Annotated in this window: 13 protein-coding genes, 1 tRNA gene and 1 pseudogene; 7 read left to right on the top strand and 8 right to left on the bottom strand. The window is 52.1% G+C overall.

Annotation, left to right across the window (positions count from 1 at the left end; genetic code table 11):
* Positions 1-16: 16 nt before the first annotated feature.
* From HN413_17485 to HN413_17475, 3 genes are all read right to left on the bottom strand, one after another.
* Entirely contained in the window at positions 17-154 is a 138-nt protein-coding gene (locus HN413_17485; GenBank protein ID MBT3392193.1) for a hypothetical protein, read from the bottom strand.
* A 113-nt stretch (positions 155-267) separates the two neighbouring features.
* Positions 268-759, bottom strand: a complete 492-nt coding sequence (locus HN413_17480; protein MBT3392192.1) for a class I SAM-dependent methyltransferase — start codon at positions 757-759, stop codon at positions 268-270.
* 23 nt (positions 760-782) lie between these two features.
* Positions 783-1487, bottom strand: a complete 705-nt coding sequence (locus tag HN413_17475; protein ID MBT3392191.1) for a glycosyltransferase family 2 protein — start codon at positions 1485-1487, stop codon at positions 783-785.
* 540 nt (positions 1488-2027) lie between these two features.
* Here HN413_17475 and HN413_17470 point away from each other — a divergent pair.
* Positions 2028-2120 carry a hypothetical protein gene (locus HN413_17470; GenBank protein MBT3392190.1) on the top strand — a complete coding sequence of 31 codons (93 nt, stop codon included), beginning with the start codon at positions 2028-2030 and terminating at the stop codon, positions 2118-2120.
* A gap of 869 nt (positions 2121-2989) precedes the next feature.
* Here the strand turns inward: HN413_17470 and HN413_17465 are convergent.
* Together HN413_17465 and HN413_17460 are read right to left on the bottom strand one after the other, a co-directional pair.
* Positions 2990-4099, bottom strand: coding sequence for a hypothetical protein (locus tag HN413_17465; protein MBT3392189.1), 1110 nt, complete (start codon positions 4097-4099; stop codon positions 2990-2992).
* Positions 4077-5783 carry a hypothetical protein gene (locus HN413_17460; protein ID MBT3392188.1) on the bottom strand — a complete coding sequence of 569 codons (1707 nt, stop codon included), beginning with the start codon at positions 5781-5783 and terminating at the stop codon, positions 4077-4079. The genes HN413_17465 and HN413_17460 overlap by 23 nt, the downstream gene beginning before the upstream one ends.
* 101 nt (positions 5784-5884) lie before the next feature.
* On the opposite strand from HN413_17460, the gene HN413_17455 reads away from it, so the two are divergent.
* On the top strand, positions 5885-7378 hold the full coding sequence (locus tag HN413_17455; protein MBT3392187.1) for a hypothetical protein: 1494 nt from the start codon (positions 5885-5887) through the stop codon (positions 7376-7378).
* Between the two features lie 214 nt (positions 7379-7592).
* On the opposite strand, the gene HN413_17450 is transcribed toward HN413_17455, so the two are convergent.
* A complete protein-coding gene (locus HN413_17450) occupies positions 7593-8117 on the bottom strand; it encodes a class I SAM-dependent methyltransferase (protein ID MBT3392186.1) in 525 nt (174 codons plus the stop codon).
* A gap of 50 nt (positions 8118-8167) precedes the next feature.
* Here HN413_17450 and HN413_17445 point away from each other — a divergent pair, with 50 nt between their 5' ends.
* Positions 8168-9748, top strand: a complete 1581-nt coding sequence (locus HN413_17445; protein MBT3392185.1) for a hypothetical protein — start codon at positions 8168-8170, stop codon at positions 9746-9748.
* Positions 9749-9771: 23 nt separating this feature from the next.
* Here the strand turns inward: HN413_17445 and HN413_17440 are convergent, their stop codons facing one another.
* Positions 9772-10998: a sigma-70 family RNA polymerase sigma factor gene (locus HN413_17440; protein MBT3392184.1), complete on the bottom strand. Its 1227-nt coding sequence runs from the start codon at positions 10996-10998 to the stop codon at positions 9772-9774.
* A 395-nt stretch (positions 10999-11393) separates the two neighbouring features.
* Here HN413_17440 and HN413_17435 point away from each other — a divergent pair, with 395 nt between their 5' ends.
* From HN413_17435 to HN413_17420, 4 genes are all read left to right on the top strand, one after another.
* A complete protein-coding gene (locus HN413_17435; GenBank protein ID MBT3392183.1) occupies positions 11394-13691 on the top strand; it encodes a sodium-translocating pyrophosphatase in 2298 nt (765 codons plus the stop codon).
* Positions 13692-13872: 181 nt separating this feature from the next.
* A complete protein-coding gene (locus HN413_17430) occupies positions 13873-14583 on the top strand; it encodes a peroxiredoxin (protein ID MBT3392182.1) in 711 nt (236 codons plus the stop codon).
* 51 nt (positions 14584-14634) lie between these two features.
* Positions 14635-14718, top strand: a tRNA-Leu gene (locus HN413_17425).
* A gap of 264 nt (positions 14719-14982) precedes the next feature.
* Complete coding sequence (locus tag HN413_17420; GenBank protein MBT3392181.1) at positions 14983-15189, top strand: cold-shock protein; 207 nt, start codon at positions 14983-14985, stop codon at positions 15187-15189.
* 86 nt (positions 15190-15275) lie between these two features.
* Here the strand turns inward: HN413_17420 and HN413_17415 are convergent.
* Positions 15276-15398 (bottom strand): annotated as a pseudogene (locus HN413_17415) (polyamine aminopropyltransferase).
* Positions 15399-15738: the final 340 nt, after the last annotated feature.

Genomic DNA, 15738 nt, shown 5'->3' with positions numbered 1-15738 from the left:
CATAAGTTTGGCGATTTCATTCATGATTTTCTAAAGGGCGGCATACAGCGACCAAATCGACGCCAAATGGCAGGGCAACCCGGCGGATCAGCCAGGCCTCCAGACGCAACAAACCGGTTAGCAGCGCATTGACGCCGCGGGATAGCGTACCCATATCATACTCTGGCGGGCGCGGTGATCGGCGTTGCCACCAACGAGTCATCCAGACCGGTAAAAACGTGAAAAAATTCTGAAATGAAACCCGTATCGGGTGCAACCCAGACATCGTCAACTTTTGCACCAACTCCCGGCGATAATACCGGCGCCGATGCAAGTTAGCTTCATCGTGGTGAACCACAAGAAAGGAAAAGCGCTCGTCAGCAAGACCACACACCCGCGGGAGCGGCACATGCGCCGGGCTTCTTGCAAAGTCAGCAAATCATCTGGCATGTGCTCGATCAGGCCAAACAACGCCACACCATCAAAACTGCCCGCGGCAAACGGCAAAGCGTCGGCGCTGGCTTGCACCAGACCCAACGCTGGCGGCCGGGCAATCAGGCTCAGGGCCAGGGACGAAACTTCGACGCCAACCGTAGGACCATAGCTTTCGAGTAAATTGAAATTGCCGCCAGAACCACAGCCCACCTCAATTATCCGTAGCGAAGGATGGCCGTTTCCCAGCCCAAGATTCAACAAAGTTCGATATACGGCGCGTGCGCCCACATACCAAAAATGATCGTTCTCCAACGTATGGAGGCTATGATGCGCTTCTTCTAACATAAAAATTCACACTCGTTCAGCGATTATGGCTTTTGGGACTTTTTTAGCAAATAGATAACCATCTCAGTCAGGGTTGACCAGGCTGCCTGAAAACTATCGAAATTTGAAACACCAAATTCGCGCGGCGTGTATTCAATCGGAATTTCAGCAATCGCAAAACCATAGCGCCGGGCTTCGGCCAATAGCTGACCATCGATAAATACCGAAGTCGCGGTCAGCTGGATTTTATCCAAAACTTCACGACGCACTACCTTGAAAGAAAAGTTCACATCCCGTACATGCACGTCGAAAAACAAACGCATTAGAAAATTGTAGATGCGCGAATAAATTGCCCGTCGCAAAGTTTCATGGCGTTCAACCCGGTAGCCAATCACCAGGTCCGCCTCAGCCATCAATGGCAGCGCCCGCTCCAGATCGGCGATATCGGCGGGCAAATCCGTATCGGTATAAAACACAACCGCTTTGCGGCTTTCCAGAAAGCCGGTGCGCAGCGCAGCGCCATACCCCTGATTCTGTTCATGCTGCACCATACGCACATGCGGGTTGCGTTGCGCCCATTCGGCAACGATCTGATCACAGCCATCGCGGCTGCCATCGTCTACCAGTAAAATCTCATAATCATCGATCCCTATTTGCGAAACTTCTTGTTCAATATGGCCTATAAATTTTTCAATACTTTTTCGCTCATTGTACATGGGGAAAAACAACCCCAGGCTAGAAATCGTCATCAACGTTGCTCCTTTTGCATGCCCAGCCTACCGTCCATACACTACCGCCAAATCGTCTTCATATAGCAACTGCCAGTCTTCATTTGCCAATTCGCGCGCCAACGGGCGAACCGGTTCGATCAGTACCAGATTCACATCCCAATCATCAAGCACAGTCTGCCAGCCATCATCGGCCTGCACAACCTGAATCCACTGCAAAATAATTTCATCGCCATACAAATCTGTGCGCCCGTCCACAAACACCGGATACTCCGGCAGCGCCCACTGCAAATAGCCGCCCCAGTTATACGAGTTGAACAAGCGCCCGTTGGGTTGTTCGTCGCGGATATATTCCACTGCGGCAACCGGCAAGGTAGCGCGAAAATGGGTTTCATTTTCGGACTGTGGAATCACCAGGCTGGATTTCACCCCCACAGCCAGAATCAACACCCCCAGTAGAATCCAGTTCAAAATAGATTGCCCCCGTGCAAGGCGCGCGGGGCTCCGTGCGGGTAACCGAAATCCCCAACGCTCGCCCAGCTCCTCCAGCAGCGGCGCGGCATGACGCGTCAACACCATCGGCGCGGCCAAAGCAAACAGGGCAATATTACGCGCCGCCACAAATCCGAGATAGCCAAAACCAGCCAGCAATAAATAATCTTCGAGCCGAATGCGCTGCTTTGAGACCCCCAGCACACCGAGCAGAATCAGCACCAGCCACATAAATGGCTGCACCGCCCATTCGTGGAAATTTGGCGACTGCCACTCCTGAATAAAATCTTGCAGCACACCAATATTGATCGTCTTAAACGCGTACAACAACATCACCGGGCCAGAGGGGTTGAGGCAGACGGCGACAATCATCGCAACGCCCACCATCAATAGCTGTCGAGATGGAGGTAGAAGGTTAAAAATTGAGCCCTGGCGTTTATTCTCAACCAACCTTAAACCTTCAATTTTCAACCTTCCAATCATATACACACCCCAGATGATGAAACCCACCGCAAATCCACCGTGGCTATTCGCCCACAACACCATCATCACAGGCAGCCACCAAAGTCGCCGTGAGACGGAGGGCAAACGATCATCCGACCAGTCATTCAGTATCCACAAATAAGCTGCGGAAAAAACAAATGTCACCAGATGCGGCCGCGCCGCCCAATATACGCCGGAGGATGTCGCCGCTAAAATCAATACAAAGGCTCGTAAAAATTCGCCCCCTGTTAATGTTTTCCAAATAAACCAGAAAGTTAACATTACCATCGCCGCAGTCCACAAATTTAACCCTCCGGGGCCAAACGCCCGATAGATGGCATACATGGGCACCTCAGCCAGCCAGCCGGGGTAATGCCAGGCTTCTTCGTAACGCGTGTATGAAAAAGGATCCGTTTGCAATACCTGCCGATTTTCCACAATCCACTGCCCGGCGCGTAAATGCCACCAGCTATCGGTATCGACAGAGATGCGTGCGGCCATCGCAAAGATCGCCAATAAAGTAATCCAGAAAACCAATCGTCGTGTCGTCATCCTGCACCCGCCCATAAAATTGCATTCATCGCCAGCCAAAGCGGCGCATAGCGCAACGCCCGTTGATGTTTATACCGTGCTGCAAATAACAAGCCCGCCAACGCTAAACCGCAAGCATAACGCAACAAACCGCCCGGTTCAGCAAAGGTCGAAAAGGGCAGCACAATCACGCTGAGGGACATCAGAACCAATCCCAGGCTCCAGATATTTACATCCCCGGCGAGCAATTTGCGCCCCGCAGTGACCAAACCCCAAATCGTCGGCAAAATGATGGATGGCCCAAACACTACCAGATACACCAGCAATAGCGAAGGATCATAATAACCCAGCCTCAACAACCCCATAAAGGGAATCCATTCAAATGGCGTGGCATACGCACCGCCCGAACCCAGCCCCGGCGCGCCAAACACCCGCCACAGCCAAAACTGGAATATGGCAAACGGCAGCCCAGCGACAGCCGCCAAACCAAACGCTCGCCGCCATTCGCGCCGCCAGAGATATACCAACCCCAACGCCCCCGCGAAGGGCAATACTACGTCTTTGGCAAAAATTGCCAGCGCCAACAGCGCCCAGGCCAGAACATGCCGTTCATCCACAATAGCCAGCAACGCCGCCGCTACCAACCCGTAGGCCAGCGGCTCCGGCAGATCGAGGCGCACAGCCAGCACAAATCCCACCCACAGGCCGTAGATCAGCGCATACCACGGGCTGACATTCCAGCGGCGGAGCAGAACCGCCACAGCCCACGTCCCCAGGGTTTGAGTCACCACCCCCATCACGGCAAGCGCCCACGGGATACGTCCCGCAGCGCCCCCCGCGAGCAGACGCGCCAGCACCGGGAGCAAAATCCGCTGGTAACGGTAAGCCGGCACATCCAAATGATCGGCCACTGAATCCGGCTGAGGATCGCTGGCAATATAAACCACAAACTGACCATCATAGCCTTCGCTGCCCTGGGGATCGCCTTCGCTGAAGCGCGTGCCAATGCGCGCCAACGCCAGCGGATCACCGCCCGCCTGCAAGATGACAACCAACACATAAACCGCCAGCACCAGACCGGTGACCAGCGCCGGAGCCAGGGGGTTATTCTTCAACCTTGTTGGCATAACGCATACACTCCAGGCTGCGCGCGGCAGCGGTCTGATCAAAAGATGGCAAACGCACGGCGCGCGAAAGCGCATAGAACAGATGATAATCGCCAATCTGGTGCTCTAAATACTCAACCCCCAGCCCATCCAACTGCACCCGCAGCCAGTCATCCAGCGCGGGATGGTTGCTGGTGATATACGCCACGCGTTCACTCTCCGCGACCATTTTCGTGTAAGGCGGATAGCGGTCATCGCGCCCCGTATAGCGAAAATCTTCGTGATAGGGCAGCGTGGGGATAAAGATTATTTCTTCAGATGATCGAAAGGCCAGGGGATAGCTGATCCAATAATTGGTGTAGCCGCGTGTCTCACCATTGGCCTGCAAAAATTCAATCAGCTCATCCATATAGGCGTGATCAATCTGGGCGACATGATCAAACTGCGTGGTGATTCCCGGCGGGTTTAGGGCAACGCTCTGTAGCGTACCCCATAAATTATAGCCAAGCACCAGCCCCAGAAATAGCCACACCCAGCGTCCCTGCTCTTCCCGCATCCAAAGAAGAAATTCAGCCGCAAAGAGCGCCATAGGGATATAAACCGGGAGAAAATAACGCCCTGATGGATCGCCGCCAAAAGGCGTGAAGACGAAACCCAGCCCCAGCGTGAGTGCTACCCCGATGAGCAAACCAGCCCCCAGGCGCTGATTCTGCTCCCGTCGCAAACGCCTACCCATGTGTACCAGCACCGCCATCCAGAAGACCAGCACAACCGGGAGCAATGGCAAGGCCAACCAATGAATCCCCCACGAGGGACGCAGCCCAAAGAGCGCTGTGCTGCCAAATAAGATCAAGGTCCACACATGCTCCCACAATTGCACCAACCAGTGATTCGGGAAAGCTCCGGCGATGGCGCTGCCGCCCAACTCAGCCAGCAGCACCGTTACATCATGTGAGAGGGCGTACAAAATCCAGGGCAAAGCTCCAACCAGCACGCCAAACAGCAAAAATACGGCGGCCCTAACCCGCGGCACAAACTTTTGCCGCCGCCACAAATGCCACAACAGAACCAGCCCCACTGGAATGCTGTATACCAACGTCAGGCCAAAGACCCACAGGCCCAACCCGGCCATACTGCCCCACAGACTCCACAGCCATAGCGAAGGCGGCGCTTCGCTTTTGAGCGCGTTCAGGATTTTCATACCCAGCAACAGGATCAAATTCCCCAGCAACAGGGCTTCGCCATAACCGCCCAACGACACCGTAGTATATAAGGTAAGAATGACCGCGGGAATCGCCAACATCCAGGCGGCTATCTGCCCGACGCGTTGCGACCCCAGCAATGCTTTCCCCAACCGGGCAGTGGTTGCGATTACACCCAAATAGAGCGTACCCTGCACCAGCCGAATGACCCAGACATGTTCACCAAACACCCAAAACCCGAACGCGACCAGAAAAGCATCCAGGCTGCCCATATAGGCCTGCCCATAAAAAAAGATCGGGCGCTCACCCTGCAGAATATGCCGCGCCATCAATGCCACAACGGCTTCATCGCTGTTGAAGGGTACGGCCTCCGCCAACAGCAGGCTTACTTTTAATAGGGCAGCAACCAATAGCGCCCCGGCCAGCCACAGGGCGCTTGGAATTCTGGAGAGCGTATGATAATATCGGTCACGTAAACGCATAATGGCTGTATTGTAACGCATCAATCCGCGGCATGTTTTGCAATTTTGTAAACCCGAACTAATTTGTTAACAAAATCCCTGTGACGAATCCCACAACAACATCTGCCCCGAAGATTCGAATAATGCTATTCATCATAGCCATTCTGGTGGGTGGTTTCGTGCGCATCATCCACCCGCTTGGTGGCGCGTACCCGCTTAACGATGGCGGGCTGTTTTACACTATGGTGCAAGATTTATCCAACTCGCCGGGGATTTTGCCGCATTTCACCAGTTACAATCATTCCCAGATTCCCTACGCCTACCCTCCGCTGGCTTTCTTCCTGACACACTGGATCGCCGCGCTGACGCATCTGCCGTTGATAGAACTCGTCCGCCTGCTGCCTGCTATTATCAGCACACTCACCATTCCGGTTTTTTACGGGCTGGCCCGCAAACTGTTACCGACTGGCAACGCAGCATTGCTGGCAACTTTTGGCTTTGCCCTGCTGCCTACTGCCTTTGATCCGCTAATCGTCGGCGCGGGGCTGACGCGTGCCCCGGGGCTGCTTTTTGCGCTGCTGACCCTGAGCGAACTACACGCGCTCTACACACAACCCAATCGAATTCGTCTGGCGCGTACAGCCCTATTTGGCGGGCTGACCCTGCTCAGTCATCCGGGGATGGCCTGGTTCGCAGCCTACAGCAGCGCGCTGCTGCTCATCTTTCACACTCCGCGCGGAATCGCTGAGCGCATTAAGTTATCTTTCGCGGCTGCCTCGGGCACAATCGCACTGACCGCGCCGTGGTGGATTTCGGTTGTTGTCCGACACGGGTTGAAGACCTTGCGCTCCCCTTTCCAGACCGAGACATTTTCCATCACCGCGCTGCTAACCCCCTTCAGTTTTCTCTTCACGAATGAAGCGTTGATCGCTTTTTTGGCTGTTTTTTGCTTCCTGGGTTTCTTCAACAGCCTGAGAGCGCGACGCTGGTTCATCCCGACCTGGTTATTGGGTGTTTTCATCTTCGAACCACGCCTGGGGGCAGCCTATGCCGCGGTTCCCGCGGCCTTGTTAGCCGGAGCAGGCCTCGAGGCTGTGCTACTCATCCCGGACGCGAATCAACCCCGGGGCGCGCGTGTGCAACCCGTCTATCAACTGGCACTCGGCTTTCTGCTCATCTATGGCGTTGTTGCTGCGTATCTGGCGCCCCATTATGCACGCCTTTCTTCCGAACAGGTTCAGGCAATGGCGTGGGTCAAAGAGAATACGTCGAGCGAAGCAGCTTTCATCATCCTGACCGGCGCGCGCAGCTATGGCATCGACTACACATCGGAGTGGTTCCCAACTTTGAGCGAGCGCAGCAGCTTGGCAACCCCACAGGGACACGAATGGCTGCCCGAGGGCGAATTCAATCGCCGGGTTGAGCGGCACGCGGCGCTGCAAACCTGCGCCGGAGCGAATTTCGCTTGTCTGCAAGACTGGGCGGCAGTACAGGGCATCAGACCGACATATTTGTATATCTCCAAAAAAGAACTGAGCGAAAATGGATTCGACAGTCACCAACTGATTGCATCCATGAACACGGTCTCAAGCGCCATTTTCGAAAACACTACTTCCGTGATATATCCCTGGCCGTGATCTCGCTGTAATAAAGCTATTTTTAGAACGGTATTTTTTTCGTAGTCATTTTGAGCGCAACGATGAATCCCCAACACAAATGATTTGGAACCAAATAGGTTTTAGCCACAGAGAGAACAGCGTTTTTGAAAAACCCTTTTAGAAAAATCTCCATCGCTCCGTGTTCTCTTTTGTCAAACTCTAACCGGCGCTGGATACTGGCCTGAATCTGATCCTAGGCGGCGTTGTGGGCGCGCACATGCGCCAGCCAGTGATCCCAATAGAATTGCTGCAACTCCGGCGAGGGGGCTTTGATCTGATCGAGGTTGATGAACACACCACCGGCGCGCAAACTGCGGAAGATCGCCGAGAAAAGTTGTTGCTTTTCGCCTGCTGTCAAATGGTGAATCGCCATGCTGGAGATCACCACATTAAAACTTTGCGGCGCGTCAAATTGGCGAAAATCCTGCTCAATAAAATCAAATTGCGCCCGGTTGGCTTCAAAACGTTTCGCAGCCAACGCCAACATTTTCGGGGCAATATCCAACAGCGTAAAACGCGCTCGTTCGTACTTGCCAAGCACATATTCTGCGAAAAGCCCCGTACCGGCCCCCAAATCCAGAATATCCAACGCCGCCCCCTTTTCGAACGGAATAACATCCAGCGCCGCGGCGAAGAGCGCCGCATAACCCGGAAGCGCAGATTTAATCCAGCCATCGTAATACGCCACCGATTCATCAAAAGCTTTTCCAACCGTCATATTTCATCCTCCAACTTGTCACCTTGAACCCAAAACCGTATAATCATCCCATGCTCAAACGTCGCCACATTCTGCCATTCTTAGTCATTATCACTTTGGCACTCTGCGCCCGCTTTCTTCCCGGAGCGCGCACCATCGACGATTCTTTCATCACCTATCGTTATGCGCGCAATATTCTAGCCGGAGAGGGCTTTGTCTACAACCCCGGCGAGCGCGTTCAGGGCACCACCACCCCGCTCTTTACCTTGCTAATGGTTATGCTCGGCGCATTGCGCGGCGGCACCACGGCCGATTTCCCGGCCATCGCGCTGGCCGTCAACGCCCTGGCCGACACGGCAACCGCCCTGTTACTCTGGCAAATTGGCAAACGCCTGAAACATCCCTACGCTGGAATCACGGCTGGCCTACTCTGGGCCATCGCTCCCTTCAGCGTGACCTTTGCCATCGGCGGACTGGAAACCAGCTTGTATATGCTGCTGCTCACCGCCACCGTCTATGCGCATATTTCAGATAAACACACCCGCGCCGCATGGCTGGCCGCCCTGAGCCTGCTCACCCGTCCCGATGCGCTGCTATTGCTGGCACTGCTCGCCTTTGACCGCGCCGCCTCCATCTGGAAGGATAATCAACAGAAGACCGACGACCGACGGCCAGCCGCGGGCCTCATCCTCGCCGAACTGCTCGCCTTCGGCCTCCCCACCGCGGCCTGGTTTGGCTTCGCCACACTTTACTTCGGCAGTCCCATCCCGCACTCTGTGGCCGCAAAAACCCTGGCCTATCGTCTGCCCGATAACGCCGGTCTCATTCGTTTGATGCAGCATTACGCCACCCCTTTCCTCGGGCACCTCACCTTTGGCATTCCCTGGATCGCCATCGGCCTGATTTTTTTTCCGTTTTTATTCTACGTCGGCGCACGCGCTGCACTCAAAGAAAACCCGCGCCTGTGGCCCTGGGCGCTCTATCCCTGGCTTTATTTTGCCGTCTTTGCCATTGCCAACCCGCTCATCTTCCGCTGGTATCTCACACCCCCGCTGCCGGTTTACTTTCTATTCATTCTTATTGGGATGGAAAAACTTGTGCGAGGCACAGGAAATTCAGACTCGGCCCGGGGTCGGCTGCCGCGCTGGAAGCAGATTTTACTCCCCATGTTAATGCTGCTCCCGCTGATCTCCTCGCTGCGAGGCTGGCAACTCCAGCCCGATCACGGCCCGCAACGCCCCGCGCCAGAAATGGCCTGGTTTCAACTCGAACTGCTCTACCGTCAGGCCGCTGATTGGCTCAATGATGAAATTCAAACCCGCGGCGAAGAATCCATCCCCACGCTGGCCGCCGGGGATGTCGGTGTGCTGGGTTTCTATACCCCCACGCGCATCCTCGACACTGTGGGGCTGAACTCGCCTGTTTCGCTACAATACTACCCCCTCGATGAGACGTACTACGCCATCAGCTACGCCGTCCCGCCCGATTTAATCATCGAACAGCAGCCTGATTATGTGATTCTTCTGGAAATCTATGGTCGCAAAGGGTTATTCGCTGACCCCCGCTTTGACAATAACTACGTCCTGCTGCACAAAATCCCCACCGATATTTACGGCAGCGATGGGATGCTAATTTACGCAAAAAGACCCTGAGGGCGAACCTTCAGGGTCTTTTTCTAATCCAGATATTCGCTCAATTTTTCTTGTATAGCCGGGTTACGCAGGCGGCTGAGGGCCTGAGCTTCAATCTGACGCACACGCTCGCGCGTGACGCCCATTTTACGCCCTACTTCTTCCAGAGTATACAACTGTCCATCGAGCAAACCATATCGCAATTGCAATACGCGCACCTCCCTTGGGGGCAGGTTATCCAACACAGCAGTCAGATGCTCTTTGAGCAGGTTTTGGATGGCTTTATCGTCCGGGGGAGGCGAATCCTCATCGGGGATGAAATCACCTAAAACGGAGTCCGCTTCATCGTCGGTAGGCATTTCCAGCGATAGCGGGCGCCGCGCCACTTTCATCATATACTCCACTTTTTCGGCAGCGATCTGTAGCACCCTCGCCATTTCCTGTATAGATGGGTCACGCCCAAACTCTTGCGTTAACTGATGGCGGACGCGCAGCAGTTTATTAATTTGATCGCCCATATGAACGGGCAAACGAATGGTGCGCCCCTGATCGGCGATGGCACGTGTCACCGCCTGACGGATCCACCAGGTTGCGTAGGTGCTAAACTTATAGCCACGGTGGTAATCAAATTTCTTGGCCGCACGGATCAGGCCAATATTCCCCTCCTGGATCAAATCTAAAAACGGAACGCCACGCCCCATATATTTTTTCGCAACACTAATCACCAGGCGCGAGTTGGCCGTAATCAAATGCTCACGAGCAGCCCAACCATCACGAATGGCTTGCTGAAGTTCATATCGCCGCGTTGGGCTGAGCTTGCTGCTTGCTATTTCCTCGCGCGCCGTACGACCATTTTCGATGCGCTGGGATAGGTTCACTTCCTGCTCGGCAGTCAGCAGAGGCACGCGCCCAACTTCTTTGATGTAAAGACCAATTGTATCCCCGGTATCAATATTCGCCAGAAAATTGGCATCAAAAGCCAAATCATCTTCTTCGATCTCATCATCTACATCAATATCTTTCTCAACCTGGGCGTCAATATCTTCATCATCGATATACGGAATTCCCGCGCTCAGCAAGGCCGCAAACGCTTCTTCTAATTGGCTAATATCTTGTTCAGCGCCGGGAAAAAACCCCATAATATCGTCAATGGAGACGTAGTTTTGCTCTCGTCCAAGTTCAACCAAACGGGCAACTGGGGAACCTTCATCACCACCATCATGTAAATTTTCGACATCGTTTATGCTGGATAGTATCGATTCGTCTATCATATAATCTCCAACACCCTCATACCAGATAAATCCTGCTTGGCAGGGTACTTTTTTGAGGGGATGTTAGTAAGAGAATACTCTTTTTTCACAATAAAAGCAACACCCAATACCCATGGCACAAACAAAAAAACACAGCGATTTGAGTGAAGAAACCGCAGTGCTTTGTAAGATGGGCGGTCGCACGCTACCAAATATACTCAGGCAACAAATATGCGTCAAGCGTTGGTTTTGCTTCTAACGAAACGCTAATAAACACGGCAGAAGCGTTCAAAAGCCACAATCCGGAAACGGTTCCATTGATCTCAAAACTTGACACAACGTTTTGCAACTTGTACAATGCCTCAATCCAATTAATCTTATTAATTAACAAAGTATAGGCTGGAGGATAAACTTCTATGTATGGACTCACCTCATTTGAGCAAATAGCCATCTGGAGCGTTTTAGGCGTTTCGATTTTAGGGCTTTTATATGCCCTTTTCTTACGCAATCAAATTATGCGTGAAGATAAAGGCAGCGACGCTATGCAAAAAGTCTGGAACGCGATTCGTGAGGGCGCAGATGCTTATTTGCGCCGCCAATTAAAGAGCATTTTGCCGCTGATTGGCATTCTCACAATCGCCATGTTCTTCTCGGTGTACATCGTTCCGCCTACTCCCGAAGCGCTTGAACGTTTCCATACGATGACACACGATCAAATTCGTCTGATTATTGGCCTGGGACGCGCAATCGCATTTGTAATGGGGGCGGGCTTCTCCCTCACAGTGGGCCAGATTGGTATGCGCATGGCCGTACAGGGCAATGTGCGCGTAGCGTCGGCTTCAAGGCGTTCATTTGGCGATGCGTTGCGCATCGCATACCGGGCAGGCACTATCACCGGTATGCTCACCGATGGACTAGGACTTTTCGGCGGCACAATCATCTTTATTGTTTTTGGCATCGCAGCCCCCGATGTATTATTAGGTTTTGGCTTCGGCGGCACCCTGATCGCGCTCTTCATGCGAGTCGGTGGCGGCATTTTTACAAAGGCTGCTGATGTTGGCGCCGATTTAGTAGGCAAAGTTGAAGCGGGTATCCCTGAAGATGATCCCCGCAACCCGGCTGTTATAGCCGATCTGGTTGGCGACAACGTAGGTGATTGCGCCGGTATGGCTGCTGATATTTTTGAATCTTACGAAGTCACGATTGTATCCAGCATGATTTTAGGTGTCGCGTTGCACGCTATCACCGGTCACTTGGAGTGGATTATTTACCCCTTATTGGTGCGCGGTATCGGTGTGATCGCTTCCATCATCGGTACGTATCTGGTAAAAAGCGACTCTACGGAAGAAGGCGGCAACGCTATGCAAGCCATTTTTAATGGCTTCTTATCATCCGCTGCGCTATCCACTATCATGTTTTTGGCCGTTGCATTTTTCTACATGAAAGACGTCACCGGCGGCTGGTGGCGACCTTTCCTGGCGACAGCCATTGGCGTGCTTTTGGCAATTTTGATTGACCGCCTGACCGACTATTTTACCGGTTCCCACGGCGCACCGGTTCAGGATATCAAGAAATCTGCTGATACTGGCCCCGCGACTCTGATTCTCTCGGGCACATCCGTAGGGTTTGAATCCTCGGTTTGGTCCGTGCTGGTGATTGCAGCAACGATCTTTGGCTCTATCATCATCTATGGCGGTGTTTCTTCCGACCCTGTTGAACAATTCACTTACGTTCTCTACGGCGTCGCCATGACAGGTATCGGGATGCTGACCCTCACCGGCAACAATGTTGCTATGGACTCCTTCGGCCCGATCTCTGATAACGCCGCTGGCATCGGCGAGATGGCTTGGAACGGCATGGAAGATGAAGACACCAAGAAGGCCCAGAAAATTATGGCCGACCTGGATGCCGTTGGAAACACTACCAAAGCCATCACCAAAGGCATTGCTATCGGCTCCGCTGTGATTGCAGCCGTTTCGCTCTTTGGCTCTTTCATCACCGACGTAAGCCGGGTTGACCCCCTGGCGCTGGCCAACGGCATTCGCGTTTCTATGCCTCAGGTCTTCGTCGGCATGTTGATCGGCGGCGCCATCCCCTGGCTCTTTTCATCCTTCGCCATTCAAGCTGTTAGTCGGGCGGCCTCCTTGATCATTGAAGAAGTGCGTCGTCAGTTTAAACTAGGCGTACTCGAAGGCAAAGTCGATCCCGATTACAAAGCGGCTGTTGATATTTCTACAGGAGCGGCACAAAAAGAATTGATCCCCCTGGCGCTGATTGGTGTGCTTTCCCCCATTGTTGTAGGGCTGATGCTGCAAGTTGAAGCCCTGGGAGGCTTCCTGGCTGGCATCATCGTTTCGGGACAATTACTGGCGGTATATCTTAATAACGCTGGTGGTGCATGGGATAACGCCAAGAAATTGATCGAAGACGAACCGGTTGACCTGGAAAAGAATACTGGCAAAGGCTCTGAGCGCCATAAAGCCAGCGTTGTTGGCGATACCGTTGGCGACCCCTTCAAAGACACTGCCGGCCCCGCCCTCAACCCAATGATTAAAGTGGTCAATCTGGTTGCGTTGATTTTCGCTCCAATTATCGTCACTTACAAAACGCTTGGTTTTGGTGGCTGGTTAGCTATCGTAGTCCTCCTCGCAGCATTGGTCTGGGCAATCCGCCAAAGCAAGAAACCTGTTGAAATCCCTGTTTCCGGTGATTAGGTTTTAGTACCCAACACTGAAATAAAATCCCCTTCCAAGAATTTTGAAAGGGGATTTTATTTACTCACATGGAACTTAAATTCGATTTTTTGGTAATCTTTACTCCATTTTTGTCATACATACTGCGCACTCTGCTATAATTGCAAGTGCATAAGCATTAGAGCATTTGAAAGGAGTTTTTATGAGCGAACAGCCTCAAGGGTGTGCCCGCATCACCGGTGTTGTTTCAACAGAATCAACACCAGCATCCGAACAATACGACACAATTACACAGAAACAGGAGATGAAAATGACAGCTCGTGTAGGACAAAAAGCCCCAGATTTCACCGCGCCAGCCTATTTCAAAGGTGCATTTACCCAGGTCAAGCTATCCGATTACCTCGGCAAATGGGTATTAGTCTGCTTCTATCCGGGCGATTTTACCTTCGTCTGAGCGACCGAAGTATCGGCGGTCGCCGATAAATATGACGAACTGCAAAAACTGGGCGTTGAAGTTATCTCAGTGAGCGTTGATAGCCACTTTGTTCACAAAATGTGGAATGATTATGAACTCGTCAGAATGGTCGATGGAGGCATACCCTTCCATATGGCATCGGACCAAGCCGGAAATGTGGGCCGCGCCTTTGGCGTTTACGATGAGAACCAGGGCATCGAATTGCGGGGACGCTTCATCATTGACCCCGATGGCGTGATTCAGGGCATGGAAGTATTGACACCGCCCGTGGGGCGTAAAATTGGCGAAACCATCCGTCAGGTACAGGCCTTCCAACTTGTGCGCGCATCTAAGGGCACAGAAGCTACACCTGCTGGCTGGGAACCCGGCAAACCCACGCTGAAACCTGGCCCCGGGCTGGTCGGCAAAGTGTGGGAAGTATGGAGCCCCGACGAATAGCGCGCATCATCCCTTGACCAATCCAAAACTCCGTGTAGAATTAACGGTGTTGGGCCGGTGGCGGAATTGGCAGACGCAAGGGACTTAAAATCCCTCGATGGTAACATCGTGTGGGTTCGACCCCCACCCGGCCTATATTATTAGCGCATCGAAAGGTGCGCTTTTATGTTAAAAAAAGTTGAGAACTGGAGCAACGTTAAAGGTCGCTATCTTCAACTTTTCAGAAATCTGCGGCGATATTTGTGTGCAAGGTTTTTTCTAATAAAACTAATACACTTTTTATTCAGTTATGTGTTACACTATATTGCTTGTGAAACAGAAGTTCTAAAAAAAAGTTTTACCTTTGATTTGGAACCCATGCGTAACCCAGCAAATAATCAACGAAAGGAGTTTCAAATCATGTCAAAAGAACAAGGTGTTGTAAAATGGTTCAATGGCTCAAAAGGCTACGGCTTTATTGAGCGCGATGCTGGCGGTGATGTTTTCGTTCACTTTAACGCTATCATTGGCGAAGGCTTCAAAAACCTGGACGAAGGTCAACGTGTAGAATTTACCGTTGAGCAAGGCGAAAAAGGCCCCAATGCTAAAGACGTTGTAGCTCTCTAACACAACGGAATAAACTAGCAAAAACAGGACAGTTTTTTTTATAACTGTCCTGTTTTTATTTTAAAACTATCGAGTTGCATCAAAGCCTATTTTTTTTTGCCTTTCTTATCCTTTTTATCTTTTTTACCCTTTTTTTCTTTCTTGGTTTTCTTGTCTTTCTTATCCGGCTTGCCTTTTTTGCCTTTTGCACCCTTTTTGTCTTTCTTGTTCTTGGCTGCTTTTCCTACTTCAGCGATTTCTTTCTTCACTTTTTTTTCTTCAGAATCACTTTTTTCCGCCATCGTTATAACCTCCTCATGAATATAAATATTGCAGGCCCTACGCAACTTCGGTGGATGTAAACCGAAAAATGAGCTTTGCGCCTCACGCACCCATTTTCGGTATACTTTTACCAAACTGCGTAAATCCTCTATTGATGTCATTATGGCATGGAAATAGTGAAAGTCAAGTAAACACCAATAATTCCAGAATAAAAAACTCTTCCCAGAGTGAGGGGGGCACCCTGGGAAGAGCAGATGTATTATTGCATTCTTTGATCGAAAAATCAAG

Source organism: Chloroflexota bacterium (genome assembly GCA_018648225.1).
Classification (GTDB): Bacteria; Chloroflexota; Anaerolineae; order Anaerolineales; family UBA11858; genus NIOZ-UU35.
This window is presented reverse-complemented; position numbering and strand designations above follow the sequence as displayed.

Coding starts and splice junctions, on each gene's coding strand:
- HN413_17485 (MBT3392193.1), bottom strand. CDS start 154: ATGGGTACGCTATCCCGCGGCGTCAATGCGCTGCTAACCGGTTTGTTG.
- HN413_17480 (MBT3392192.1), bottom strand. CDS start 759: ATGTTAGAAGAAGCGCATCATAGCCTCCATACGTTGGAGAACGATCAT.
- HN413_17475 (MBT3392191.1), bottom strand. CDS start 1,487: ATGACGATTTCTAGCCTGGGGTTGTTTTTCCCCATGTACAATGAGCGA.
- HN413_17470 (MBT3392190.1), top strand. CDS start 2,028: ATGACGCGTCAACACCATCGGCGCGGCCAAAGCAAACAGGGCAATATT.
- HN413_17465 (MBT3392189.1), bottom strand. CDS start 4,099: ATGCCAACAAGGTTGAAGAATAACCCCCTGGCTCCGGCGCTGGTCACC.
- HN413_17460 (MBT3392188.1), bottom strand. CDS start 5,783: ATGCGTTACAATACAGCCATTATGCGTTTACGTGACCGATATTATCAT.
- HN413_17455 (MBT3392187.1), top strand. CDS start 5,885: ATGCTATTCATCATAGCCATTCTGGTGGGTGGTTTCGTGCGCATCATC.
- HN413_17450 (MBT3392186.1), bottom strand. CDS start 8,117: ATGACGGTTGGAAAAGCTTTTGATGAATCGGTGGCGTATTACGATGGC.
- HN413_17445 (MBT3392185.1), top strand. CDS start 8,168: ATGCTCAAACGTCGCCACATTCTGCCATTCTTAGTCATTATCACTTTG.
- HN413_17440 (MBT3392184.1), bottom strand. CDS start 10,998: ATGATAGACGAATCGATACTATCCAGCATAAACGATGTCGAAAATTTA.
- HN413_17435 (MBT3392183.1), top strand. CDS start 11,394: ATGTATGGACTCACCTCATTTGAGCAAATAGCCATCTGGAGCGTTTTA.
- HN413_17420 (MBT3392181.1), top strand. CDS start 14,983: ATGTCAAAAGAACAAGGTGTTGTAAAATGGTTCAATGGCTCAAAAGGC.